The 26,316-nt window shown below is 50.1% G+C and carries 26 protein-coding genes; all 26 read left to right on the top strand.

Features of this window, described 5'->3' with window-relative positions; all coding sequences use genetic code 11:
* Positions 1-54 precede the first annotated feature (54 nt).
* The 26 genes from ACFSUS_RS11035 to ACFSUS_RS10910 all read left to right on the top strand — a co-directional run bounded on the left by ACFSUS_RS11035 (position 55) and on the right by ACFSUS_RS10910 (position 26,153).
* On the top strand, positions 55-2,316 hold the full coding sequence (locus ACFSUS_RS11035) for a kelch repeat-containing protein (RefSeq protein ID WP_381522453.1): 2,262 nt from the start codon (positions 55-57) through the stop codon (positions 2,314-2,316).
* Positions 2,317-2,336: 20 nt separating this feature from the next.
* Complete coding sequence (locus tag ACFSUS_RS11030) at positions 2,337-3,107, top strand: hypothetical protein (RefSeq protein WP_381522451.1); 771 nt, start codon at positions 2,337-2,339, stop codon at positions 3,105-3,107.
* Positions 3,108-3,119: 12 nt separating this feature from the next.
* A complete protein-coding gene (locus ACFSUS_RS11025; RefSeq protein ID WP_381522449.1) occupies positions 3,120-3,623 on the top strand; it encodes an OmpA family protein in 504 nt (167 codons plus the stop codon).
* A 61-nt stretch (positions 3,624-3,684) separates the two neighbouring features.
* Complete coding sequence (locus tag ACFSUS_RS11020) at positions 3,685-4,833, top strand: caspase family protein (RefSeq protein WP_381522447.1); 1,149 nt, start codon at positions 3,685-3,687, stop codon at positions 4,831-4,833.
* A 42-nt stretch (positions 4,834-4,875) separates the two neighbouring features.
* Positions 4,876-5,628 carry a caspase family protein gene (locus ACFSUS_RS11015; protein ID WP_381522445.1) on the top strand — a complete coding sequence of 251 codons (753 nt, stop codon included), beginning with the start codon at positions 4,876-4,878 and terminating at the stop codon, positions 5,626-5,628.
* A gap of 109 nt (positions 5,629-5,737) precedes the next feature.
* Entirely contained in the window at positions 5,738-6,211 is a 474-nt protein-coding gene (locus tag ACFSUS_RS11010) for a hypothetical protein (protein WP_381522443.1), read from the top strand.
* An 11-nt stretch (positions 6,212-6,222) separates the two neighbouring features.
* Complete coding sequence (locus ACFSUS_RS11005; protein WP_381522441.1) at positions 6,223-6,675, top strand: hypothetical protein; 453 nt, start codon at positions 6,223-6,225, stop codon at positions 6,673-6,675.
* A 243-nt stretch (positions 6,676-6,918) separates the two neighbouring features.
* The gene (locus ACFSUS_RS11000) at positions 6,919-9,477 is read left to right on the top strand and encodes an ATP-dependent Clp protease ATP-binding subunit (protein WP_381522439.1); all 2,559 of its coding nucleotides are present in this window, start codon (positions 6,919-6,921) and stop codon (positions 9,475-9,477) included.
* A 22-nt stretch (positions 9,478-9,499) separates the two neighbouring features.
* Positions 9,500-10,318 (top strand): hypothetical protein, encoded by an 819-nt coding sequence (locus tag ACFSUS_RS10995; RefSeq protein WP_381522437.1) that lies wholly within the window; start codon positions 9,500-9,502, stop codon positions 10,316-10,318.
* Positions 10,319-10,450: 132 nt separating this feature from the next.
* Entirely contained in the window at positions 10,451-10,948 is a 498-nt protein-coding gene (locus tag ACFSUS_RS10990; protein WP_381522435.1) for a hypothetical protein, read from the top strand.
* Between the two features lie 147 nt (positions 10,949-11,095).
* On the top strand, positions 11,096-11,548 hold the full coding sequence (locus tag ACFSUS_RS10985; RefSeq protein ID WP_381522433.1) for a hypothetical protein: 453 nt from the start codon (positions 11,096-11,098) through the stop codon (positions 11,546-11,548).
* Positions 11,549-11,572: 24 nt separating this feature from the next.
* On the top strand, positions 11,573-12,943 hold the full coding sequence (locus tag ACFSUS_RS10980; RefSeq protein ID WP_381522431.1) for a type VI secretion system contractile sheath protein TssC: 1,371 nt from the start codon (positions 11,573-11,575) through the stop codon (positions 12,941-12,943).
* A 52-nt stretch (positions 12,944-12,995) separates the two neighbouring features.
* Positions 12,996-13,391, top strand: a complete 396-nt coding sequence (tssD, locus tag ACFSUS_RS10975) for a type VI secretion system tube protein TssD (RefSeq protein WP_381522430.1) — start codon at positions 12,996-12,998, stop codon at positions 13,389-13,391.
* 83 nt (positions 13,392-13,474) lie between these two features.
* Positions 13,475-13,900 carry a hypothetical protein gene (locus ACFSUS_RS10970; protein WP_381522429.1) on the top strand — a complete coding sequence of 142 codons (426 nt, stop codon included), beginning with the start codon at positions 13,475-13,477 and terminating at the stop codon, positions 13,898-13,900.
* 48 nt (positions 13,901-13,948) lie between these two features.
* Positions 13,949-15,799 (top strand): type VI secretion system Vgr family protein, encoded by a 1,851-nt coding sequence (locus ACFSUS_RS10965; RefSeq protein WP_381522427.1) that lies wholly within the window; start codon positions 13,949-13,951, stop codon positions 15,797-15,799.
* A gap of 8 nt (positions 15,800-15,807) precedes the next feature.
* Positions 15,808-16,203, top strand: a complete 396-nt coding sequence (locus ACFSUS_RS10960) for a hypothetical protein (RefSeq protein ID WP_381522425.1) — start codon at positions 15,808-15,810, stop codon at positions 16,201-16,203.
* Positions 16,204-16,236: 33 nt separating this feature from the next.
* The gene (locus ACFSUS_RS10955; protein WP_381522423.1) at positions 16,237-16,797 is read left to right on the top strand and encodes a M23 family metallopeptidase; all 561 of its coding nucleotides are present in this window, start codon (positions 16,237-16,239) and stop codon (positions 16,795-16,797) included.
* A 25-nt stretch (positions 16,798-16,822) separates the two neighbouring features.
* Positions 16,823-17,260, top strand: coding sequence for a GPW/gp25 family protein (locus ACFSUS_RS10950; protein ID WP_381522421.1), 438 nt, complete (start codon positions 16,823-16,825; stop codon positions 17,258-17,260).
* Between the two features lie 128 nt (positions 17,261-17,388).
* The gene (locus ACFSUS_RS10945; protein ID WP_381522419.1) at positions 17,389-19,200 is read left to right on the top strand and encodes a hypothetical protein; all 1,812 of its coding nucleotides are present in this window, start codon (positions 17,389-17,391) and stop codon (positions 19,198-19,200) included.
* A gap of 13 nt (positions 19,201-19,213) precedes the next feature.
* Positions 19,214-20,146, top strand: a complete 933-nt coding sequence (locus ACFSUS_RS10940) for a type VI secretion system baseplate subunit TssG (RefSeq protein ID WP_381522417.1) — start codon at positions 19,214-19,216, stop codon at positions 20,144-20,146.
* A gap of 178 nt (positions 20,147-20,324) precedes the next feature.
* Positions 20,325-21,170 (top strand): TssN family type VI secretion system protein, encoded by an 846-nt coding sequence (locus ACFSUS_RS10935; protein ID WP_381522415.1) that lies wholly within the window; start codon positions 20,325-20,327, stop codon positions 21,168-21,170.
* 99 nt (positions 21,171-21,269) lie between these two features.
* Positions 21,270-22,412, top strand: a complete 1,143-nt coding sequence (locus ACFSUS_RS10930; protein WP_381522413.1) for a hypothetical protein — start codon at positions 21,270-21,272, stop codon at positions 22,410-22,412.
* A 97-nt stretch (positions 22,413-22,509) separates the two neighbouring features.
* Positions 22,510-22,812 carry a PAAR domain-containing protein gene (locus ACFSUS_RS10925; RefSeq protein ID WP_381522411.1) on the top strand — a complete coding sequence of 101 codons (303 nt, stop codon included), beginning with the start codon at positions 22,510-22,512 and terminating at the stop codon, positions 22,810-22,812.
* Between the two features lie 80 nt (positions 22,813-22,892).
* Complete coding sequence (locus ACFSUS_RS10920; protein ID WP_381522409.1) at positions 22,893-23,393, top strand: hypothetical protein; 501 nt, start codon at positions 22,893-22,895, stop codon at positions 23,391-23,393.
* 108 nt (positions 23,394-23,501) lie between these two features.
* The gene (locus ACFSUS_RS10915) at positions 23,502-24,473 is read left to right on the top strand and encodes a hypothetical protein (RefSeq protein WP_381522408.1); all 972 of its coding nucleotides are present in this window, start codon (positions 23,502-23,504) and stop codon (positions 24,471-24,473) included.
* Between the two features lie 147 nt (positions 24,474-24,620).
* Positions 24,621-26,153, top strand: coding sequence for a C1 family peptidase (locus tag ACFSUS_RS10910; protein ID WP_381522406.1), 1,533 nt, complete (start codon positions 24,621-24,623; stop codon positions 26,151-26,153).
* Positions 26,154-26,316 lie beyond the last annotated feature (163 nt).

The following is a 26,316-nucleotide window of genomic DNA, read 5'->3' as shown; positions in this document are numbered from 1 at the left end:
GCTGTACATTTGCTAAGTAAACTGTTGATAAATAACATATTAACACTTGTTTTTATGGCGTTATCTTTACGTAGCTTGCTTATCATGCTAGGCTTAGGATTACTGTTGGCTAACTGTTCCAAATGGAAAGTGAATCCCTATGATCTTATTCCCCAGGTTAAGACTGGAACGGCTACTAATCCAGCTACGACTTCGGTGCAAGTTGATTGCCGGATTGAAACTTTAGGCCCAAATAGCCTAAAGGAATTTGGTGTCGTCTTTTCTTCCTCGAATCAGCAACCGACTACTAGTGATACCAAAATACCAGCTAATGGTACAACTGGTAATGCCCAAGTCATGCTGAATGGTCTACAGCCTAATACTACGTATTACTACCGTACCTACGCCATTAACGATAAAGGCATCGTTGGCTATGGTGAAATAATGTCTTTTAAAACAGCAACTGTTATTGCTGATGTAAGAACCCTCGATTTGACTGGCTCGCCTGGATCAAATTCTTTCCAGATACAGGTGCAGGTCATGAATAGCAGCACTGTAACGCTTAAAGAATATGGCGTTGTTTATTCGCCTACTAGCCAAACCCCGACTGTTAGTGATAATAAAATTCCGGCGGTCAACGCTACGGGAGCAACTGTTCCTGTGTCCGTCACGAACCTGCTGCCCAACACAACGTACTACTATAGGGCTTATGCGATTACCAGCACGGGTGATGTAAGCTATGGTGATGTGAGGCAGGCTAAAACAGGTGAACCGGTCCCGTCGGTTGAAACTCTCGATGTAGTGGGGACGCCATCATCAAGTTCCGCTGTGGTGCAAAGCCAGGTTACAAATGCCAGTCAGGTCACTTTGAAGGAGTACGGAGTTGTGTATTCGCCCAGCAATCAGACGCCATCAGTCGGTGACAGCAAAGCGGCTGCCTCGGGAGTTACAGGGGCATCGGCCACTATAGTGCTTACTAACTTGGAACCAAACAAAAAATACTATTACCGGTCCTATGCGATCAATAAAGTTGACACTGTTAGGTATGGTTCAGTAAAAACGTTCCAAACGGGCGCTGCACCCGTAGCTCAAAAACCGGATGTTGAAACCGTTGATGCGGTAGCTATTACGGCGACAAAAGCCAATTTGGTGTTGAAGGTAAAATCAGCACCGACGACAATAGATAAATACGGTATCTGCTTCTCAAAAACGAATAGTGACCCCAAACCTGACAATGGGAGCGTGGTGATGTCCAATCGTGAACCGGGCAGCGAATTAAAATTAAATAGTCTATACGGTCTTGCCACAGACATTTACAATCTGCCGCTGGAACCAAATACCGAATACTATTACAGAGCTTACGCAATTACTATACCTGTTAATGGTAAAGCGGAACCTGGTTATGGAGAAGTAAAGAAGTTTAAAACATTACCAGTTTCATTTGTATGGCGTCGTTTAAACAATTTTCCCGGTGCAGCTAGAGCCAATTCAGATGTGTTCGTTATTGACAATAAAGCTTACATCGCTGGTGGCGATTTAGCACCAGAGAGCCTGACAGACGAAGTATGGCAATTTGATCCGAGTAATGAAACTTGGACGAGGAAAGCCAACCTGCCTTTAAGAGGATTTAATGGCGCGGCCTTTGCCGTTGATGGAGTGGGCTATTTGACCGGTTTATTTAATAACAATAGCATCAAATCAGAAATCCTAATTTATAATCCAAAAGAAGATAAATGGACTAGCCGTACTGACGCTCGCTTAAATAGGGCATTCTGTAACGTGTGTGTCCTTGGAAAGAAAGCCTATATAGGAATTGGTCTTATTATAGATGCTGCAGGTAAAACAGTAGATCAGTCTAGCATACTTGAGTATAATACAGAAACCAGTACATCAGCGATTATTCCATTGACAGGTATGGGAACTCGTCTGGCGGGAGTTCGCGACCCAGCGATGGTCTCTTATGATGGTAAATGTGTTATTGGCGGTGGAACACTAGTTATTAATAACACCTACAGCCATCCTACTGCTACAGTCGAATTTAGCCCCAATGCAACAACTAAATTTGACGCTAAAGCCGATATGCCTCAACCTCGCATCAATACGGGTGTTACAATTGGTAATAGAGCCTTCGCGGTATCGGTTGATGATAACAAATTATTTGAATACAAAAACGGACAGTGGCTACAAGTATCACTTTCCTCTCAAGGCCCTCAGCCGCCTAGTTTATCGGGTCGAACCTTGTTTAGTATTGGTAATACAATCTATCTGTGCTTTGGGTCTTCAATGGATGGCAATGGTGTGAGGTCTCAGGATGTTTGGGCATTAATAGTTGAGTAATAAGGTATAATCGTCTGACTATGAAATTGATATTTAATCATAAACTGTTAACTCTTCTAATCGTATTACTTGCAGTCTTACATGCTCGGGCTCAACAAAGCCCGTCGCAGGCAACGAACATCCGGATATCGACCGACGAGAAGACCAAACGGCTGGTTATTCAGTACGACCTGCCGTCGGTTCAGCCCAGTGACTCGCTGTACGTTGAAATTGAAACGGCCTCGGGTCGGCGGTTTCGTCCGAACACCGTCAGCGGTAATGTGGGTAAATCATTAACACCTGGCCGTAACAAGACCATTTATTGGGACGTCGTGCGGGATAATGTACAGTTGGATGAAGAAGTTGAAGTGATCATCCGGTTGGTGCGGCCAGTGTCGGGGAGCCGCCCCCCAGTAGCAGCCAAACCACCAACACCAGCTCCTGTCCCGGTCGTGACAGCTCCGAAGAAATCAATATTACCAATTATTGGCTGGGTCGCTACAGGCGGACTAGCTGCTTACACGTTTTCATTGTCGTCAAGCCTGAACAAAGACGTAGAAGCGTATAACAAAAATACCGTAGCGGCAACACTTCCCGAGTGGAACACTGCCGAAACGAAGCGTAAGGATATTGAGAGTCGCCAGGGGACATTTACTATTGTGGCCGGAGCAACCGCAGCCCTCGCCGTTGCCAATGTCGTTTGGTTAGTTGTTCGTAAGTCAAAGCAGCCGCGCACGGCTAACCGTGGGTCCGCCTGGCTAATCCAGCCTGATAGCCAGGCTATTCGTGTTGGATTTGTTCGCAAGTTTTAAATTCGTATTGGCATGAGAACATCGTTACTACTTGTTGTCAGCGTGTTAGTTCTGAATCTGGCTCGGGCACAGGAACCCGGTTCAGGAGTATCAACCTCTCGAAGTGGGCGTGTGAAGATCAGTACAAAACCCATATTCGAGGCTAGTTTAACTGGTTCGGGGTCTAACGGGGGCGCTTCTAATCCGTTGCAGTCAATTCAGTTTGTACAGAGTAAGGCCGAATTTCTACCTGGCGCTGAGCCAGCGCTGGATCAGTTGGTTGCTTTCATGCGCGATAAACCGACGGTTGAGATTGAGCTAACGGGCCACACCGATAATCAGGGTGATTTCGACGAAAACGTGAGGCTTTCAAAAAAGCGAGTGGATTTAGTGAAGGACTATCTCGTAAAAAATGGAATTGCTGCTAAGCGTATCAGCACGCGTGGTTACGGTCCTATCAGGCCTATTGCCAGTAATAAATCAGAAGCAACGCGGCAGTTAAACCGACGTGTCGAGATGACTGTAACGAAGCAGTAATAAATTAATATCAGAATAAACAGACTTGCTAAATACATTGTCTTTTAACCTGTCCAGACATATGAAACCAGGTATACTTTTGTTGAGTGGCTTGCTGTTTGCCATAACAGCCCTGGCGCAGGAGCCGGAATCCGCTATTTCGACCTCCCGGAGTGTACGCCAGAAAATTGATACAAAAGGTCTTTACGGTATTGAGACCGTCGAAGCTCCCCAAATCATTTTCCTGACAGGCGATGGGTCGATGGCAACTGTACAAACCGATCAACTGCTTATCAAGGCCTGCGTCAAAACCAGCAAGCCGCTGACTCGTCTGAGCTTGTTTGTCAACGATGCTCTCCAACAGGCTGATCGTGATCTGAAAGTGCAGGCCGATACCGAACCTGCCTGCGACCATCCACTCTCGCAAACTGTACAGCTTCGCGAAGGAGATAACCGGCTCAAACTAGTGGCCCAAAATCCAGGCGGTACTACCTCCGAAACATTCTTGGTTCGCTACGAGAAAAAAGCACCGGTTGTTGCCGAAAAACGGCTGGCATTGGTCATTGGGAATGCAAGCTATCCGGGGGCTTCCCGTTTAGTCAACCCGGTCAATGATGCCAACGATATGGCAGCTGCACTGGAAAAAGTTGGCTTTGAGGTGATGTTGCATACCAACGTTACCAAGCAGCAGATGGCTGCGGCCATCAATGATTTTGGTGAGAAACTACAGGATAATTGTCAGGTTGGTATGTTTTACTACGCTGGTCATGGTATGCAGCACGCTGGAACCAACTTCTTAGTTCCTATTGACGCTGAGCCGCGCAGTGCAGGCGATATTGAATATACCTGTGAGTTTGCCGACCGAGTGTTGGCCAAGATGCGGGAAGCGCACGTGCGGACCAACATTGTGGTGTTGGATGCCTGCCGGAATAATCCCTTCGATCGTAGCTGGGCCAGGGGTGATGATGGAAACAAAGGCTTATCGCCAATGAACGGACCAAGTGGGTCTTATTTAGCCTTTGCTACTGCACCTGGCCAGACAGCCGCCGACGGTACTGCCCGCAATGGTCTTTACACGTCGGCCTTGCTGAAATACCTAAATGTGCCAGATCTATCCATTGAAAGCGTGTTCAAGCAGGTACGACTGGAGGTCATGAAACAAAGTAATAGCAAACAAACACCTTGGGACTCATCGTCACTGACTGGTGATTTTTATTTCCTGCGGAAGTAAACGACTTATAGCGTTTTACGTCTGTCTACCACTATCTACACTATGAAAACCCTTCTGCCTTTACTAATAATTGGCTCGTTGATGGGAGCTGTCTTTGCCCAGTCACCACCTGCCGAAAAGCGCCTGGCTTTGATAATTGGTAATGGTACGTATACCCAACATACTCCATTGCCGAAAGCCCTCAACGACGCCGATGACATGGTGGCTATCCTTACCCGATTAGGATTTGAGGTGTTGCTACACAAGAATCTGAATAAAGAGGCTATGCAAAAGGCTGTCAGCGAATTCACGTCTAAACTGGCAGGCTATCCAGTAGGGCTGGTTTACTATGCCGGGCATGGAATTGAGGTGAATGGCCTGCACTTCATGGCACCTATCGATGCTGGACCGACCAACGCGGCCGATGTAGAACAGATGTGCCTGATGACTAACCAGCTCATAAATGGCTTGAAAAGCGCCAAAGCAAAAACCAATATTATTATTCTGGATACGGACCGAACCAACCCGTTTGAGAGGTCTTTCACACGGACTGCGACTAATCCGCTGAATGATCTGGATACACCTATCGGCTTTGTAGTGGCCTACGCTACCTCGCCAGGCCGGGCAGCACTTGAAGGCACTGGTCGGAATGGCCTCTATACAGGGGCTTTATTAAAAGCTATGACCGTTCCCAACCAGACTTTAATTCAGATGTTTCGGGCTGTTAGAGCAGATGTTATCCAGCAATCGAACAATAGACAGATACCTTGGGAATTAACATCGCTGACGGGTGATTTCTATTTTTCCCGGAAGTAGACGGCGTATCGCTTTTTACCGCTACCACTCTGCATATTCGTTGCTGGCAGGGCACTATCACTTCATCCGAAAATGACAGGCCATCCACAATCATTAAATCTATCCACTCATGAGCGATGATCAGAAGGCTGCTTTCGAAAAATTGGTTAAAGAGGCTTCGAAAGCGGCCGTAAAACAAGGGCTCCTTAAGGCCGAGTTACCAAAAGAGTACGTCGATTTTTTGGCGGGTCAACTCACTTTAACTTACGATTTAGTAAAGAAGGGGCGTAAGATCAGCAGTAAAGATCTCGGCTTCTTCCTGGCCCAACAAACGCTGTCAACAACAAAACTGGCTCTCAATGGTCAGCATGAATGCGCTATTGCGGTGGTTTTCATGAGTATGTCATTTGTCAAAACCGGCTTATCATCCGTCTCCGGACCGCTGGGGCTTTTGACCACCTCTGTCTTTCTGCTCAAAGATGTATACGACACCACGAATGCTTGTGCTACCCCTGTTCAGAAAAAGATAAACGAGGTGGTTGCTCCCACATACATGTGGATGGAAAGCGAGATTATAAAAGCGTTGTTCAGGGGTTATTTGTAACTAAATGTGCTATGCAGGTCGGCAACATCATTGAGCAGAAGGGCTTCGTCACTAAAGTCAAATGCGTCAGAGGTTGGACATTGTCTGAAGTTGAACGAGCGCTGGGATTCCATCAGGGGCGATTAAGCCAGGGAATATACGTGGCTTTGCTGGCACCTGGCCAATCGCTGCCCGGTCCAGCTGATTTTGAATTACGGGGCTACAGCCAGGTCGCTGACCATCGCTGGGCTGGCACCGGTACAATGAATGTTACCAAACTTAAAGAGATAGCTGTGGCTGGATGGGAACCAAATGGCAGCGATGCTCTGGTGAAAGTACTGCCGGTTATCCGTCACAGTGCTGACATGGACGACGACCGTCAATATCCACCCGGTGGCGGTGTGCCGCAATGGAAACTTGTTCGTCCACTCTTATTTCAGATCGTTGCTTTTGTGGGCAATTATCCACAAGGCAAGTGGTATTAAAAATAAAGCCATTGTTTCCTAAGCCAATCATTTTAACGACAAACACAAAGGATTTGAATCTGCGAAACGAATACATACAGAAGCTGGAATTTTTAAAGTAAGGTATGAAGGTTATTTCATTAAAGATGAGCGGTTTAGTGCCGTTTACTCAATCATTTTGCCTTTTACTCAAAGAGTCTTTGGCTCCGGTCAATAAACCGCTACGTTCAGCGCTTGATCGGTGCGGATAAACCCCTTCTCACCATGCTAACCCTTGCTTATACGGAAGAACTTCGCCGGGCTGTCAGTATTGCCCAGGCCATTGCGCGGGAGCATCAGCACCTGACGTTTTCGCCGGGGCATCTGCTCATGGGCCTGCTTCACAACGATGTTGGCCTGGCCTCCCAACTAGCCGTCTGGGACATTGACGTGCCCTACCTCCGCGATTGGGCCGACATCCGCGTTGAAGCCTATCCCAAGTCGGCACGCCCGGTTGAGGAACCCACCGGCGACAAGCAGGTACGCGCCCTGATGGAGGTTTCGGACGTAGTCCGGATGAAGCTTGGTGAGACTGAACTAGCGCCAATAGCGGTGTTAACGGCGATGTGTAAACCCGACGTAGCCTTTAGCCGTGACCAGCTCAAATCCTTTCCGCTAACGGAAAACCAGTTGCTCGAAAAAGCGTTGTTAGACGTTGGGTTGCAGCAGGCCATCAGCGGTGGGGCGATGGGCGGCAACGGAAAAACCAGTAATGGGCAGGCCGCTACCAATACCAACGGCGTCGCTGCGACCGGCAAAACGCTCTTTAAGTTCTGCACCGACCGAACTGCATCAGCCCGCGAAGGCAAACTTGATCCCATTGTTGGACGAGACCGCGAGACCCGACAGATGATCGAAATTCTGGGTCGTCGTCTCAAACCAAACGTAATCATTACCGGTGAGCCGGGCGTTGGCAAAACTGCATTAGTTGAAGGACTGGCGCAACAGATTGTGGCCGGTAATGTGCCCCCTCACCTTAAAAATGCGCAGTTGTTCCAGTTAGATATGGGTTCGCTGATTGCCGGAGCGTCGTACAAGGGTGAAATCGAAGATCGGTTGAAGGGCATTCTGGCCGATCTGAAACAGTTCGACCGGGCGCTGCTCTTCATTGATGAGATCCATATCCTGATGGACCCCAACGGTGGAGCAGTTGGCACTGTAAACCTGTTGAAGCCCGAACTGGCGCGGGGCGAATTAACGCTGATTGGAGCCACCACCAACGACGAGTACCGGAAATACCTCGAAAAAGATGAAGCCTTTGCCCGTCGGTTTGAGGTGCTGGCTGTCGAAGAGCCCGACGAGCCAACAGCTACCCGAATGGTGTGTACCATACTCCCCTTATTCGAAAAACATCATCAGATAGGAGTCGCTGACACGACCGTTGCTGAGACGGTCCGGCTGGCAAAACGCTACCTTAAAGACCGGCGGCTACCCGATGCGGCCATTGACCTGATCGACCGGACTATGGCCGCTATGAAAATGGCCGCTGAGACAACCCAACCAGAAATAGAACGGTTACGCACCGAATTGGGTGGCATTCGGGAGAAATCATCTGCCGACGATCCTTTAACGTATATGGGTAACGTTCGATGGTTCGAGCGGCAATTAAAGAACCGGCTAAGCCCGGTTTTACTAGGACAAATTGAAGAAGATTTGCAGACGGATCAGTTTGAGCTAGCCGACGCCCTGGCCGATCATTTAACAACCGTACTTAATAAACTTGAAGCCCTCGGTGAGCAGGTTCGCGATAAGGTCGAACCGGCCGAAGTGGCTGCCGTTGTTGCCAACCGAACGGGTATTCCACTCGGCAAGATTCAGTCGAAGGAACGGGACAAACTACTGGCGTTAGACGATCACCTGAAACAGCGGGTGGTGGGGCAGGATCATGCCGTAAAAATCATTGCCGATGCGATTCTGGAAAACCGCTCGGGCCTCAGCCGACCCGGTCAGCCAATAGGTTCGTTCTTCTTCTCCGGACCAACGGGTACGGGTAAGACTGAACTGGCAAAATCGATGGCTGATTTTCTCTTCAACGATGAGCGGGCGCTGATCCGTTTTGATATGTCGGAGTTTAAAGAAGAGCATTCGGCCGCCCTGCTTTACGGTGCTCCTCCGGGTTACGTTGGTTATGAAGAGGGGGGCTTGCTGGTCACTAAAATCCGGCAGCAACCCTTTGCCGTGGTGCTGTTCGACGAGATCGAAAAAGCGCACCCCTCGGTGTTCGATATATTTCTGCAAATCCTGGACGAAGGCCTGCTCCATGACCGACTCGGTCGCGAAGGTGATTTCTCCAATGCCATTATTCTCTTCACCTCCAACATCGGCAGCGACTACGTGGTGGAGAAGGCGGCAAAAGGCGAGATAGCCGCATCAAACGAGTTGCTGGAAATCATGGGTCGTTATTTCCGGCCGGAATTTCTGGGTCGACTTACTGAGATTATTCCGTTCCAGCCCATCTCTGAGGAGGCTATCGTCAGCATTTTCAACATACAACTGAAGTCGCTACTCAAGACGCTTGATAAGCAGGGTATTACGTTAACCATTAATGATGCTGCCCGTCGGCAACTGGCACTGGAAGGCTATACGCCTAAATACGGCGCAAGGCCGTTACGGGGTGTTATCCGCAATCGGCTACGGAGACCACTCTCGCGTATGATTGTGGCGGGCGAGATTAGCAAGGGAAGTCATCTGACGCTAACGACGAATGAATCCGGAGAAATTAGCTTCGACGGAATTCAGACAAGCTTGAATAAGGAGAGTCTCTTAGATGGGGAAGCGGGTTAGAAAATTCTGACAGAGAAGCGATATGTTTATTTCACACAATGGTACGATGCAGGAGGTTACGTTGTCGCCATCACCGTATTTCCCTCGTGATCGGACAAGGCCGATGGATGGGCTCAATAATATGGTGTTGACCATCCGGCAATTTTACTTCTTCGATCCAGTTAACCCCGATGCGAGTGGTAATGCCCGTGATACGGACAAAAATCTGATTCCGGTTAATGCCTGGACACCGGGGCGCTGGGATCAAGTCTGTAATGAGCTGTTGAATGTTGCTAAACGCTATTGGGATAATCAATTTTGTTTACGGACACCAGCCAGTTATCAGGCCTACAACTACTCATTCGACCGTAATGAATACCGGCCTAATATTCAGTGTCGGTTCGACGCTGTTCGAGTAAATACCAGGCAGGCTAATTCAATTAATGTCCAATTGGTAGACGTACCAGCCGGGTCACGTTTCAGAGCCCATAGCCGGCTATGGACGTCACAGGATACGGTTTTGAAAACAAACTTTACGGGTAATCAACAGATTACGGTGGTCCATGAAGTAGGCCATAATCTTGGGTCTGACCATGTCAACGGACCTGGTAACGACCCGGCTAATTACGGTGGCGTAGGAACGTATAACTCAAGGAATATTATGGGGGGCGGGATGGTCTTTGAAGGATGGAATGCCTACTCCTGGCAACACGCCATGCAGCAGATTACGAGAGTTCCGTTTGCGCAGTGGGAAGGAGTTTTAGGAACCTCAGTAACCCCAACCTGGGTCAGACGGCTCTCGTTCGTAGACAGTATACTGTATCAATACGGAGAAATGGCACCGTACCCAATGCCTTTCTAAAGAGGTTTGACAGAATTAACAGAGGCCTGGTTACGGAAACGAATAAAAGTAATCGAAAATGATAAAGCAATTCTGTTTCCCTAACCTGCATAACTGCGACTAATCAGCGAAACAACTAAACGCCTTACAACAATGGGATGGCTTACAAGAACAACTGATTGGCAGGTATGCTGCGCCGGACAGATTGCCGGAGGTGCTGGAGTCGCTGGGGGATCGTTTGCATTCATTTTTTATAGTCGTACCGCCGGTGTAAGCGGGCTATACTCGTTCTCTGGCATCGGCATTGGCATCGGCGGTAATGCGTCGGGCGTTGTCAATCCGGCGGACTATGGCACGGTGTCATCGCCCTGGACACAATTGTATCGAACAACTCCGTACATATGCGGACTGCGGGCGTTCAACTCGTATGATCTGAATGGAGCACTTGGCCGGATCACCTACACAGGAGCCGGAGCTTTTGGGATTACCTACGGCGGTATGTACATCAGTGCCTCGCCTTGGGAAACGAACACCAATGCGTATTTCTATTCCCAACCGCTCTACGGTGCAGGGTATGGTGCTCCCGGCGTGGGGGCCGGTAGCCTGTCAGGCAGATGGGGGTTTGTTGCTGAGACCAGCATTCATCCCTGATTGGCAGAGAGAGTTGTCCAAAGCAGTAAATGACTCAGGATCTGATAACCCAATAACCAACATTTAAATCGCTATCTGTTACCTAAAGCAAGTAAAATCTCGACAAAGTAACTAACCAAACAATAACCTTTAAATGCGCATAACTCTATGATGGACTATGGTATTGGTGGCCAGGAGAAGAAAGGCAACGACGCCAACGAAGCGATCTCCGACATCCAGAAAAACCGCACTATGTTGGTGCAGAAACTTACGGCCGACGCGCCTTTTAAACCAAAAATCGAAGAAAAGCTAGAGACTGTCGACGCCGTGTTTGCCCGCTACAAACCCCAGGTAGAACTGGAGTTTGAGGATGCCGAAGGGACAGCAGTAGAAGAGACGTTGCGGTTCAACAATTTGGGTGATTTTGGTAAAAAAGGAATCACGGCGCAAAGCCCCTTCTTACAGGGATTGAGTGGGCAGCAGGACGACTACCAGAAATTTATTAAGCAATTGAAGTCGAATAAAGTACTTCAGAAAATTCTGGCCGACCCTGCCGCGAAAGAAACGTACCTGACTGCCCTACGAGCTATGGTGCAGGAACTTGAGGAAGCTAACGCATAACCCCACTCTCTACTCAATACCAGCATGGAATCATCCGAACAACTAGAAAACGGCAAAGCCGTCAAAGAACGCGTAAAAATAGCGAACCCTGCTCAGGCACTGGTTGATAGTAGCCAGCAGCTAGCCAAATTTGGCGGGTTTGAATTCGTTGAAACTACGGTTGATGGGGCGCAGAACCTGAACCCCGGCAAGAAGGCCCGTAAGAACATTTTTCTGACCGAAAAGGGCTCCGAAAAAGACCGAAAAGCCCTCAAGAAACGACTAAAAGAATGGACCGAACTGCTGGAGTCGCACGAGAATGTAGCCGACATGATCGGTGAAGCCGAGCAGAAAGCCGAAACAGCCGCTGAAACGCTCCGCCGGAACCTCAAAAAAGCCGTCGACGAGACGAAAGATCTTGAAACGGCGTACCGCTCGGTGGCCTTGTTTTACAAAAATGCGGATACCGAAAAGATAAAGAACCTCTCCATCGTCAACGCTGATCCCGAGCAGATTCAGGATCTGGATAATACGATTTTCTTCGACGAAATCGCCAACGAACTGCGTCAGAACTACGACAAGCTTGATCTGCGTAATAACTATTCGCTAATGGTGTTGCCGGGATATCTTGGTTCCAAGAAAGTGGTCGATAAGTGGGCGCGGCTGGCGCACGAGAATAAAGTAATGATGCTTACCGACTATCGTCATTTGGATTCACCCGACGACGTGCTGGAACTTTGGCAGGATGAAGATATGCCCAGCGCCGATGCCTATAAAGCCAACGTCATGATGACCTGCAATTACCTCGTCGGTCGGGAAGCATTCAGTGAACTGGGTGAAGAAGAGCCTCTTTACGTGCCGCCTTCCTCAGCTCTGGCGGGTAAAATTTATAAAACCATGCTTCAGCAGCCCGTAGCCGGCAGTAAGCACGGAACGCTAAATGAAGTGGATGGCGTGCGATTCGAGATGAAGAAAAGCGAAATCGCCAATCTCGAAAAGTTAGGCTTAGTACCCATGGTAAACGAATACAACAAGGTGATGGCGTATTCGGCCAAGACGCTCTTCAACGGTGACAATCAGGGGCTGCAAACGTACTCCGTTGTGCGGGTGTTCGACTGGATCATGAAAGTTTTAATCGACTTCCTGAACCGGCGCGCTTTTGAGAACTGGACCTACGATGCTGAAAAAGACCTACGAGCGCAAATCGTAAAGTTTCTGAATGGCATTACTGGAGCTGACAAGATTATTGAAGACTTTAAGATTCTGCGATTCGAGCGGGACAAGGATGTCAAAGATCGTATTCACCTCGACATTCATATCAAGCCATATTTCCCCGCCAAAAACTTTCTCGTGAAGCTCGACGGCACTAAAGGCGACGATGCCAACGACTGGAAAGCAGATGTTTCACAACAGTAGACCAGAGTAACCTTCAACCAATTCGTATCACAACCAATAACCAATTACAACCATGGCTTTCAAAGCAACTATTACCCTCGATGGTACCGAGTATCGTCTGCTGCACTGCAGTTTTTCACTGGGGCAGAACACCGATTATACAACTGGTAAGCCTACCTCTGACGTTATGGGTGGTCAGGTTAACGCCGAGTTTGAGTCGACTAAAGACACGACCGCGTTTAAGATGATGATTGACCCCAATAAAAAATTCGGTGGCAGCATCAAGTTCTATAAACAGGACGAAGATTCTCCGATGAAGGAACTGAAGTTTGAAGACGCGTTCCTGACGGGCTACTCCGAGAGCATGGATGCCCGTAACAACGCCCCCATGAGCACCAGCGTGGTCATCTCAGCCCGCAAGCTGTCCATCGACGGCGCCACCCACGAGAACAAGTGGGCGGCTTATTAATAAACACTTCTTCTGTGCAGGTTCTTAGGAGTTTCATTCGCCAGAGAACCTGCACAAGCATGGATGTTTAAACTGACAACGCAATGGCTGTAATCAAACTGAACGAATGGCCACTTGGCTTCGATGAAGGACTCGAAGTAGGCTATGCTCGCTTAGACGGGTATTGGGTACCCCTGCCTGCTCGTAAGATGTGGTATGAAGATGCAGAAGGTACTGCTGTTCTGTATGAAGAAAATGGTCGGAAACGATTTCTCATTACGCTGGAGAGAAGCGGTACTGGCATTGTTGATTCGGTAACTCAGTGGATTGAACGAAATGGTTTTGGTAAAGTAGCATCAGGACAGTTACGTTCATTTGCTACTAAACTGCTGGGGCCGACTTTAGGAGGAGTAATTGGTGGTATTGCGGGAGTGCTGGTACCCTCCAATAAACCATACAAAGAATGGACTTCCAAAACTACTATTGATGGTAAGGATGTACCGGTCATGGTACTTCTTCTGGGTTTTTAAAAGCCCTTCAATCTAAGTAACCACCTGTAAAAGCGACTTAGTGCTCTCATGAACAACCTGTCCAGCGTCCAGATCGAAATTGGCGGCAAACGTGTTGAGATTTTCTCCCGGGTTAATATTCAGCAATGGATTGACCGGCACCACACGTTTGAGCTAAGCGTACCCATTGAGCAGGTCGAAGGAGCGGGCGCGATGAAGATTAATCAGTCGAAAGAATTTATCAGCAAGGAAGTGCTGATCACCATCAAATACCAGCAGGGTGGCGGAACATCGTTCGTATTTCGGGGCTTTATTACGCAACTGTTTCTGTCGAAACAGGCCGCCAGCGGTAGCTCAATTGTAATTCGCGGGTTCAGCGCGTCGATCCTGCTCGAACAGGGCACACGCTATGCGGCTTTTTACCAGAAAGACCATGCCACCGTTGTTAACAAAGTACTGGGCGAATACAACCAGAGCTTACTGAAGCCAAGCGTTAGCCCACGCAACAGCCAACAGGAAGACTACGTAGTGAAGTTTAACGAAAGCAGCTATAACTTCCTGCATCGGTTTGCGGCCATTACTGGCAACTGGTTTTACTTCGACGGTGAGAAAACCGTTTTTGGTGATGTTCCCGGCGGTTCGCCCATCGAACTCCAATACGGAAACGACATCAGCGCCTTCGACATGCGGATGGACTTGCCGGGCGGTGAGTTTTTCATCGAAGACTACAACTACATCAAGAGCCAGACGGTCAAAAGCCATTCCAAAGACGTACGCGTGTCGGGCTTAGGCGAATACGGTCAGTTCCTGATTGACAAAGCCGAGAATCTGTATCCCGAACGTACATTCAGCCTGCCGCCCCTGCCAAACTGGACCGATGGCGAAGTTAAACAGCAAGTGGGTTACGAGAAAAAAGCGTCGGTAGCCAACTCCGTCATCTTCAGTGGATCGAGCAGCAAAATTGGTTTGAAAATAGGTTCCGTCATCGATATCAAGGAAAGTTCCAGCCTAAACGCCCGCGCCCGGCGCACAGAAAGTTTAGGCCAGTACCGCATCATCTCAATCAGCCACGAGGCCGATTTGAGTGGCGGGTATTCCAACCGGTTCGAGGCCATTCCGGCCGGGGTCGAATTTCGTACGAATCCAACGTTCCACATGCCTCACGCGAATGCGCAGCAGGCTAAAGTTACGCACGTTGATGACCCTGAACACCTGGGGCGTATCCGGGTATTGTTTCTTTGGCAGACGGCGCAGGGCGACACCGAGAGTTCACCCTGGCTACGGGTCATTACGCCCTATAATGGCGTGGCGAACCAGGGTTTCTATTTCATTCCCGAAATAAACTCAGTGGTGATGACCATGTTCGAGAACGACGATCCGGCCCGCCCCCTCGTGACGGGTGTCGTGCCGAACAAGTTTACTAAAATGGACACGTACTTCTCGACCGATAACTATTACAAAGCAATTATCACGCAGGGGGGAAATCACATCGTCATTAACGATGAAGGCGGGAAAGAATGCATTAGCCTGCACGATAAAGACCGGAAAAATCATATCCTTCTTTCGCTCGACGGCGGTACCCACATCAACATTAAGAGTCAGGGTACCATTAATCTGGACGCGGATACCATTAACATGAGTGCCAACAAGATTAATATGAAGGCCAAAAACGAATGGAACGTGAAGGCGGGTAAGTCGTCAATTGAAAACGATCAAAATATGAAGATGAAGGCCAATACAGACATTGAAATCATGGCTAGCACCGATGTTAAAATTGAAGGAATGACTAGTGTCTCGGTAAAAGGGATGGGCGTAAAAATTGAAGGCGACGTACAAACATCCGTCAAAGCCGGAGCCGGTCTCGAACTCGACGGCGGGGCGCAGGCCATGCTAAAGGGAGCGATTGTGATGATTAACTAACGAACTCTATGGCAACGAAAGCCGACATCCATAAAGCACGTATGAACGGAATTAGTAAGCGGCAGTATGTGCCGAACGATGAAAAACCGGTTAGTACGGATGAAGTTGTAAAGTTGTTGCAGGAAGCCGTAGAGTCGTCCGGCCCGGGGGTGCCCCATGCGGCTGGTTATCTCTTAAAAAAGATGGCTTCGGGTAATTGGCGAATATTGGCTGCCCGTCACGAAGGAGGCTTTGGGAGCACTGGTCGGGGAGCTGATCAGAATCGACATGTTACCTTATCGGTGGATGGTAAAGGCTACCACCTTCAAATTGACAATAATGATTATGTATGGCGAATCACTGGTGATGAGACCACGGAGCAGATTGCACCGTGGATGTCTCCAGGCACACCGCATCAGCAATAATAGTTAACATAAAACGTGTACATCTTTCAAAAAATGGCACAACTCTACTATCCACTCTTACGCAATCGAATTCGACAGATTATCAGCGGAAATTATGGACCTCAGAAATGTCGGTTTGGCCAGGGAATTCGAGTTCAAATCAACCAAAAGACTAAATTGCCTGAACCCCGGAATCATAACGGTATCGACCTTGAAGCGAACGAAGGTACAGCGGTTTTTTCTATTACCGATGGGTATCTCTACTGGCGAAACAGCCGTCAGTCAGGCTTCGGCTTAGAGTTGGTGCTCGAATTTGAGTATGGTGGTACAACGCTGTATGCCCAGTATGCCCATTTACAATCCATTTCCGTGGCCATCCAGAGTGAGCAAGGGCTGGTATTTTATGCAGGAAGAGATACTGATTTCTGCACAGGCTACCGGCCATTAGGTTCTGTTATGGGTCGCGATATGATTGGATTTACAGGCAGTAGTGGTAACGCACGGGGCCTTCCAAAAATTGAAGAACATTTGCATTTCGGTATCGCAAAGGGTATGTCGGAAGTATTAACGGGCTGGATTGATCCGGAACAGGTACTCAGACGGATACCAGGTTAATGTTTTGACAATAAGATTGAACGCCATGCCCAACGCTTACTCGCTCAACGCCCCGATACCAAACCTGCTTCGTAAGCGGGCGCAACCTCGTATTGCGCCCGTTGAGGCCATTCGGGAGCACATTAACCTGCTGTTGTCGACCCGCCTGAACGAATACCGCTACGACCCAGCCATGGGATGTGGCATCTGGGCCGAAGATTATGCCAATATCACTAATCCTACACAATGGAAAAGCGATGCCGAACAGACCATCACAAACCTGATTGTGCAGTATGAGAAACGGTTACAGTACGCGCGAGTCTACGTAGATATTGACGAACCCGCCGATCAGGATGCCGATGGGCGGATCATCCGGGTGCGTCGGCGGATTACGATTCGGGTCACGGGCAACCTGCCCGAAACGGGCGAGACCATGCCTGAGCAGACGTTTGTCATGTATTTCAGCCCCGTAGCCAGCGAATGAACCTCCGATTAGTAAGATCTTGTCACGCTTCGGCTCGGTGAGATCCGCCCGACATAAAGCTGTACGTATTTCATAACCTGACAAAACCAATGGCAGCCATAGCATCAACCATATAATACGTTTATTCCATGCTCGAAACCCGTGATCAGATTAAAAGCCGCATGCTACAACAAGCATCGCGGCTTTGGGGGTATCAGGAGTCGGCTATCGACACCAACGCTTTCGATCCATTAGTTGATTTACTGGTAGGCGCTCTAGCCACAGAGTCGGAGCGGGTGTACGGCGAAATACAAGCGTCGCGGGGTCGTATTCTGGAGCGATTGGTCGAGCTCTTGTTGCCCGAAGTGGTCACGGCACCCCGCCCGGCGCATAGCGTATTGATGGCCCGCCCCGTCGAGCTAACGGGCGAGGTTACCCGCACCGATACGTTCACGACCCGCCATCCGCAAACCGGCGAAGAAATTGCCCTCTCGCCTGCGGGTCGGTTTCCGATTGTCAACGGACGAGTGGCCTGCCTAGCAACGGGACACCAACTTTGGCGCGTCGACGAAATGGGCAATACCATTCCCGTAGCCCAAGCTTCATTGCACCGTCGGTTACCCGACTACACGCTCTGGCTTGGCCTGGAACTCATGCCTGGCCTGACACCAGAATTGACCCTGCGGTTCTTTTTCGATTGGAAAAACCTACCCTTACCCATTTATGATTACGCCCAGCATCTGCCACAAACGCGCTGGTGGCTAAACGATCAGGCGCTTTCACTCGAACCTGGCACCGATTTTCAACCCGAAAATAGTTTGTCTACCGCCCTGCGAATGATAGAAATCCACGCAGACCATTACTACCGGGCTAACTTCGTAACTGTGCGGGGTAAGTTTCCACCACCTACTCCAGCCGCTAATGGCACATTCTACCCGACAGCCCTGACAGAGGCCTTCGACCCGGCCTTGCTGCAAACCCTGCCCATGCTCACCTGGATTCGGGTGGAGTTTCCGACCGTATTCGGAGCCGATGTGATGGGCAAGACAGAATGTGTACTAAATGCCTTTCCAGTATTGAACCGGCAATTGGTGAAGATGACCCCTTTCCGGTTGGGCGATGGCCTGAACGTATTTCCGATCCAGGCGGATCTGCCGTTGATTGAACTGGCCGACGTGACCGACAGCGATGGCAATGAGTATCCGGCCTATACCGACGCGAACGCCAGCGACCCCAGCACCCGCAGCTATGCTCTCCGACGGCAGGGTGTAGGTCGTTTTGATAGCCGCAATGCCGACGATGCCGTGCGGCAATTGATCGATCTGCTACGTGACGAAAGCGCGTCTTTTGCGGCTCTCGGCTACGATGCACTTCGCAGCAACATCGACGACATTCAGAAAAGCTTGTTGCGAATCCGACAAAGCATTCCGGCCTTACCATCAGGCGAGCCGGTGCCTTTTCTAATCGTTAATAATGGGCCGGAGCGGGGTAATCTGTTTGTCAATTACTGGGCTACGGCTGCTGAACGGGGCAACCGCGTTCCGATTGGCGCCCGGGTTGAAACAACGCTGCCCACGTTCCGGCGCGAAGGCATGACGTTGCTCCGGCCCATGCTGGGTGGTGTGGCCCGTCTGAGTCCGTCGGGTAGTTTACCCGTTTTTCGGCAGGCCCTACTGACGCGGGGGCGCGCTCTAACCGTCGAAGATATCCGGGCGGTCTGCCGAGCGGCCGCTCCCGAAGCCATCGAGCGGGTGGACGTAGAGAAAGGCTGTACGGTGAGCCCAAACCCCCGTCAGGGATTAATCCGAACGCTCGATGTTCGGATCACCCTGCGTAGTACAACGCGTTTAACTGCCGAAGAGCAACGTCAACTAACGCATGAACTGACGGTTCGATTGCAGGATCAATGGACGGGAATATTACCGTTACGAGTCGTACTAACTAACCCAACGCTTGGCTGAAACACCCGAATCGATGCGATTTCTATACGACATACGCGCTGAGGTCTGGATTGCCGACCATTACCGAACTACCACCTTACCAACAGAGGTGTTCGTTCGGCCAAAAGGTACGTTTAGCCGGTCGTACAGTGCCGATGTTCTAAAGGCAGAAACCTACGAAGCCGATACGCAGCACCCCCTCACGCACGTACTGCACCTGAGTCGGGAGGGGCTGTACGATTCGTTACCCGAGACGCTGCACCATCCGCCTGCTCCGCCATTACGAGCCGGGCGTGATGAGGCACGCGCCATGCTTGAGCAGAGCAAACGACTACGGCATGAAGAAAATGAAGCCCGTACATTCTGGTTGCCATTTGAACAGGAGTCGTTCCGGCAGCGGGTGCAAATTGAGGACCAGGAAGCACAAGCGCTGACCCGCGCCTACGGACCGATCTGGGACGAACTGCATGGCTATTTGTGGGGTGAGCTGCCTATGCCGCTGTCACCCCGGCAACGGGCCTGCTTGCTGGCTATCTGGACAAACGCTCACCGCGTGGCGGGCGATTGGGAGCGGACGGCCTTCTATTTTGAGGAATTCCTTCAGGTAGCGGTCTGGATTCGGTACGGAACTTTTACCGACGCCACTGCTACTAAAGGAACCACCGTTGCGCAGTCCGTTACACTCGGTAATGGCCGACTGGGTCAGGATTGGGTTGTGGATCCAGGCAATTTAGTAGACGATGGGGGAACGGTGCGGCTCAGTATCGAGCCACTCACCGACGAAGAATTAACGCATTATCTGCCGAATGGATTGGGGCTGGCATACATCAAACTACTGGCCGACTATCTGTTGCCCGCCGATGCCGACTGGCAGTTGGAGGTAAGGACGAATAAGGTTGAGGGAAGTTTTCAACTGGTACCGGCCGGTACAGCAGGTCGGCTGGGGCTAACTACAACTCTAAGCTGAATGCCCAAAACGTACCGTTTAGTCAAAGGTGGTTTGCGGGAACGCTACCAACCTCGACTAAGTAGCAAAGCAGTGGTGAATTTTTATAAAATTGCGGTTGAAAATCAATAACTTATCATCGGAGACGACGTGGCGGCTAACACAGACTTTCTGAAAGCAGAAACACCAAACAGACTCTATGAAAACCGACGTTATTCTTACCGTTTCACTCTATGTCGTAATGGCCGTTCTCTGCCTGATTGGCTTAGTCATGCGGCACTCGGTAAAAGATGTATTTACCAAAAAGCTGCTGATGTACGCTCTGGGCGCTCTGGCGCTGGCGGCTGGATTGGGAGCCGCTTTCTCGCGTTCTGAATCACTCGTCACAGTATTCTATTGGATCGAAGGGTTGGCCATTGTGTTAGGCGTTATCCACATAATTGCCTCGCGTCGGTTGTTTCCGTACGTAGTGGAGGGGGGCTTCTGGTCGGAGTTACTTTTGACGGGATTCATGTTGTTCCTAATCGCTGGGGCCTTCACGGGCTTGTTTCAACTTATGCAGCGGTCCGACCGATTTCTACCCGCGTTGGCATCGGGGCTGATTCCATTCCTGTTGCCGATGCTTTGTTCATATGCGTACGAGGCTTGGGTAGCGATACCACCCAAAATTTACCGTAAATGGTTTTATCCGGTCGACCGGGCCGTACCGCTTATTGAGCTGAACGATACCGTTCGACTCAATTTTCGGGTGGCAAAGGCGCCGGATGCTGCGGAATTAGCTGAGTATACGGTTAAAGCACCCATCGACCGTACCCTGCACGACCTGTTTCACTACATGATTTATTCGCACAATGCCGAAGAAAATCCCGAACAACCGATTCTATACCATGAACATAATCACGAAGGCAGTTTGCTGGGTTGGATTTTCTACAAACAATCGTTGGGTGGACTACACAAGCAGTTTCTGGACCCTGCCCTGACCCTGACGAGGAACGGTATCAAACCCAACGATATCATCTTTGCCCGGAGTTTTACGAATGATTGAAAGTTACGTAGTTACATTTTTTAGTGTATTTATTTTTAGCTAGCCTCCTGACTATCAACAGAAAATGAATACTCTAAAAACTTAAAACCCCTCTACAAGATGCTACCAGAATTAACCCACTGGCCAATTAACTGGGCCGACGGTATGAAAATAACCCGATCACACCTGCTTGGCAACGACAACGCCTTCCGCGACGCCGTGCGCGATGCGAGTGGATTGGTGCTCAGCCCGTTAAACTACGGGCTTTTACCTCCTTTACCGGGTAAAAGCAGCCCATTAGCCTTGTCTTGTGACAGCCAGGAGTTAGTACTAAGCGCCTGCCGGGCTATTACGCCGGGTGGAGCACGTATCGAAATCGACGCTGCCCAGCCTCCGTTGCGGCTGGCCTTGAGTGCCGCCCGCGACGAGTGGATGCGGCTGGGGCAAACTACGGGTTATGCCGTAGTGGAGGTCAATCCCTTCGAGCCACAACCCTGGGGCCAACCCGATCCGGAAGAGGTGCCCCTACGATATCCTTTTACAATACCGGGCTACCGGCTCGGAGCGGTACCGCAGTCTGCCCTGGCGAGCGCCCTGTCGGCTGCCTTTCACCTGCCCGTTGGTCGATTGACCCTGGCTAATGGGGTTTTTGCACTATCGCCGGATTATTTGCCGCCCTGCCGGATGGTGAACGTGTTTCCCGCGCTGCAACAGCATTACCTGACTATTGGCAGCAAGATGGGCGAGATTGCGGGGTATGCTACGTCCATCGTCGTACGTGTTCGAACCAATGCCCGCTCTGGCCAGGCAAACCTGCTAGCCACTACAATTGGCTACTTAGCTGAGACGACCGTGCGGACTATCGCTGATAACCTCGATGCGTTTCAGTTACGTGGTGCCTATGAATCGCCAGTGTTCGTAGCCGAATTTGGAATGCGGTTCGCCAGGGCCATGACGCTGATGATTCGCTGCACCCCTGATCGGGAGAAGGAAGCCATGTTTAATTATTTCAAAAACTGGTGTGGCATTAGTCCGGTGCAGTTTGAGTCGGCTATGCAAGAGGTCCTAGATATCGAGTATAACCATGCCGACTGCCAGCCGGTATTGGCGGCCATTGTGCGGCTCTGCGACGTGGTCATTGCTTTGTACGGAAAATTGAGTCAATTGAACTACGTCGAGAAAGATAAGGATGAGTTTTTTGTAGATCGCCAGGACGCCCCAACGCCTAAAAACGGGAATAAGACCAGTTTCTGGGGGAGATAAACAAATGAGTTTTCCGTTGGCTGACGCCAGAAAAAACGAGCGTGCATCAGCCAACAAACAGTAATATCCAGACTAAAAGCGCCAAACTGTAACTAAAATGGGAAAGCCCGCAGCCCGCATAGGCGATATGCACGTTTGCCCGATGGTAACACCGGGTCTTCCTCCGATTCCGCACGTTGGCGGACCAATTTTGCCACCTGGTCTACCAACCGTACTAATTGGTGGGCAGCCAGCCGCCCGCATGGGCGATATGTGTATGTGCGTTGGTCCGCCCGACAGTATTGTTCTTGGATCAGCTACCGTATTAATTGGCGGGAAACCAGCCGCTCGCATGGGCGACATGACGGCTCATGGTGGCTCCATCACGCTCGGTATGCCAACGGTGTTGATTGGCGGCTAATCTAAATGTGATCTGTTAAAGGTGCATCAACAGCTATCGCTTTTTAACGTACCACGTACAATCATAACTCATACCTAAAGATGAATGAGTCATTTATTAAATTTTTGCTCGTTACCCTTCTGTTTGGAGGAGGGATCGGGGCCTGTGTGTACGGGCTCAATGGGCAAGGGGAGTCAACCCGCAAAGGCACGTCTGTGCAGCAGGAAGAAGAGTTTTTGAGCGATGTACGCCAGGCGGATAGTTTGCACATACAACTCAAGAAAACGGATCCTGCCGAACAGGCCAGCGAGTTCTCGGCGCTCCGGTTTAAACAGGAAGAAGCCATTGGCCGTATGGAAAAAGGGTATCAGGCCGATACGGTGTTTCGGTCACTTGCCCAGGTAACGGGTCGAAACTACAGTAAACTGCTCGGAACAGTAGCCTTGCAAGCCACCGACCGCCAAACAAAAGCAGACACTAAACAGCAGCTCACTGATCAGATAACGAATCTGAAAGGCGAGATACAAAGTCTGGAAACGCAGCTCACACTTAAACAAACCAGTCTGGAAAGTATGCGAGCCATGAAGGCTGCCCAGCCGTAATCTTTAATGATGAGTGATGAATTATAAATGATGACTTTCATGTGCCAGTAACTCATCCTTAACCTTCATCATTCATGATTTTTCACTCATCATGCCCGCTAATGCTCTATGAAACCACTTAATCAAGAAGAACGAACGCGACGCTGGGGCCAGTTTATTGGCCTTTATGTTACGTTGTTGCTGCTCACGGCCATGTGCTGGTGGCTGTCTTTAGCGATAATTCCACAACTGACAAACGTTCAGCAACATCAGACCGTGCAGGAGATGATTGCCTACCAGAAGCAGCTCGCCGGTACCGATAAAATGCTGACGACGTTGGAACAGGGCGCCCCCTTGACCGACAACTGGTTGCGTAACTTTTATGCCAATACCAGCGCGCTTGACCAACAGTTTCCGAAGCCGCTGTTTATGGCTACCACCAATAGCTATCGGCAACTAGCCGGAGCGTACGAAAACGCTCGTAAAGAAGGGGATGAAGGACTTCAGTTGCTGAACTCACAGAAGATTCAGCTCGATGTTAAAAAAGCGGCCCTGTTGGCGGCCCTGGCGTCGGTAACCGCTGAGTTGAAAGCCATTGCCGGAGCACCTCGTCCACCGGCCGGTGGAGCTCCAAAGCCGCCTTCAAAACCACCTGCCGAAACGGGTCCGGTGATCAGTGCGGGGCAGTATGGGCCCTTTAGACCTCTGCTGATTAAAGGAAACGGAGAATTCGGTAAAAACAATCCGGAGATTAATGCATCCGCACAATTCATGATTGTGCGAGAACACCAGGTGGTGCTGGGCGTGTACTTCGAAACCGAAGAGCCCAACGGAACCCTGGCCAAAGTGACTGAGCGCAAGGAGTTGTATACGGCTCCGCCCGGCTACAGAATCGTTGGTTTATCAGCTCCTGAGCGAACTCCGTGGCGAATTAATTACGTAGACAATACCCAACAGGAAGATAAGTTCCCTGTCGCTGAAGGGTTAATGACGTTTCTGGTGCAGGGGAATACACCGGGCCTCGACATTGGCCCAACTGGTGGCAGTGCACTAATGATTCAACTGAAAAAGCCAATTAAGGTGGAGTTGGAAAAAGAATGACCGCTACAAACAGTAACGTAACACGTGAGCAACCGAGCCCGAACAAGGTTTGGCGTAAGATCCGATGAAAAAAAGAATGTACTATGCTACCAATTCGTAGTTACTGTGCGACTAAAGAATGTAAGTAATCCTAAAATCTTTATCCGAATGAAACCAAAGGCACTATTAGTTCGGCTCGGCATCGCGTTTTTGCTCGGTGCTGGACTGACAACGATGTCACTTCAGGCCCAGGACAAGCAGACTACCGTTCGTAAATACGCTGGTGGGCTTAAGTTCAATCGGACGCGTTCGCTGACGGTTATGACCAAGGCCCCGTTGGCAACGCGTAGTTTCGCTAATTTGCCTGCGCAGGTATCTTACGAGCAATACTGCCCCAGCGTTGGGGACCAGGGCCGACAGGAAACATCGGTAGCCTTTGCCACCGCTTACTACCTCCGTACCATCATGGAAGGGAAAGAGCAGAATGTAACGCAAAAGCCTCAAATTGACCAATCCCGGTTTTCGCCCACGTTTGTGTACGATAAAATACGCGATCCTAAAGACGTAAACTGTCAGGGGGGCGGCACCATTGAAGAAGCGCTGGACGTACTGAAATCCGACGGAGTGCCCAGGCTACGAAGTCTTGGCTATCCACTTTGTAATGAGGCCATTCCTCCGGCTGTCGCGAAAGAAGCAACACAGTTTCGTATAGGCGATTACCAGCAGTTGTTTACGCCCGAGACGGCCGCTGATCAGAAAGTATTGGCCGTTAAGAAAGCCCTTGCCGACGGGAACCCCGTGGTGGTAGGCATTGGCGCCCCGCTCTCTTTTGAAGAAGCCCGCGCCGTATGGGAGCCCGCTCCCAACGAGAAAGCTGACGACGTGCTGTATAATCAGGCACTTTGTGTCATTGGCTACGACGATAAAAAAGCGGGTGGGGCCTTTCGCATTGTGAACAGCTGGAATACGGGCTGGGGCGAAAAGGGATTCTGCTGGATTCCATACGCTTACTTCGGTAAGTTTAGCATCAACGCGTTTCAGGTGTATGGTGCGGAAGCCGAAGCGGGTAACCGGCCTGGAACTGTTATCCTGGACAGTAAAACCGGTTCTGGAGGAAACAAGCCCGCGGATGAAAGTCGCCGGGGATCGGCTGAACTGAAGCTTAACAATGGCGCGGCTATGGAAGTCACCCGGCAGGCCACTCGTGAGCTGAAGGTAGTTTCAGACGAGACTGCCCCTACGGAAATGCGGCCCTATCGAACAACGCAGCCCTATGAATCGGGGACTCGGTTTAAGTTTTTCCTGAACAATTCGGAGAATGCTTACGTCTATGCGCTGACGACCAATAAGAACGGCGACTTTGATAAACTCTTTCCGGCGGATGAACTCACGAGCCCGCTGCTTGGTCCAAACACCACCATTGCCTACCCATCGGAGACCAGTTCCATTGTCATGGAGAAGCACAAAGGCAAAGACTATCTTTTGATTTTGTTTGCCAAACGTCCGCTGAATATGGACGGCCTCATTAAAGCCCTTGATCGAAAGAAGGGCAGTATTGACAAGCGTATCAGCGAAGTGCTGAATGACCAACTCGTGCGGCAAGACCAGATTAAATACCGCGATGATCAGCTTGCATTCGATGTCAAGCCCGGTACTACCGGAAACGTAGTACCGTTGCTGATTGAATTTAATTACAAGTAAGAACGCAGATCGTTGATGAGCATAGTCTCCAGACTATGCTCGGGCGTTATCCGGTCTCCGACCGGAAGCTAGCTGAAGAATACCGGTCGGAGACCGGGTAACGCTCTTTACTCTCTGCCCACTACCATTCAGGCCACCGGCTAACCTTTCGTCCGGTTGGGAG

This window comes from Spirosoma soli (genome assembly GCF_042684525.1).
GTDB classification, from domain to species: domain Bacteria; phylum Bacteroidota; class Bacteroidia; order Cytophagales; family Spirosomataceae; genus Spirosoma; species Spirosoma soli.
Note: the sequence above shows the minus strand (reverse complement) of the source record. Positions and strands in the feature narration are given on the sequence as shown.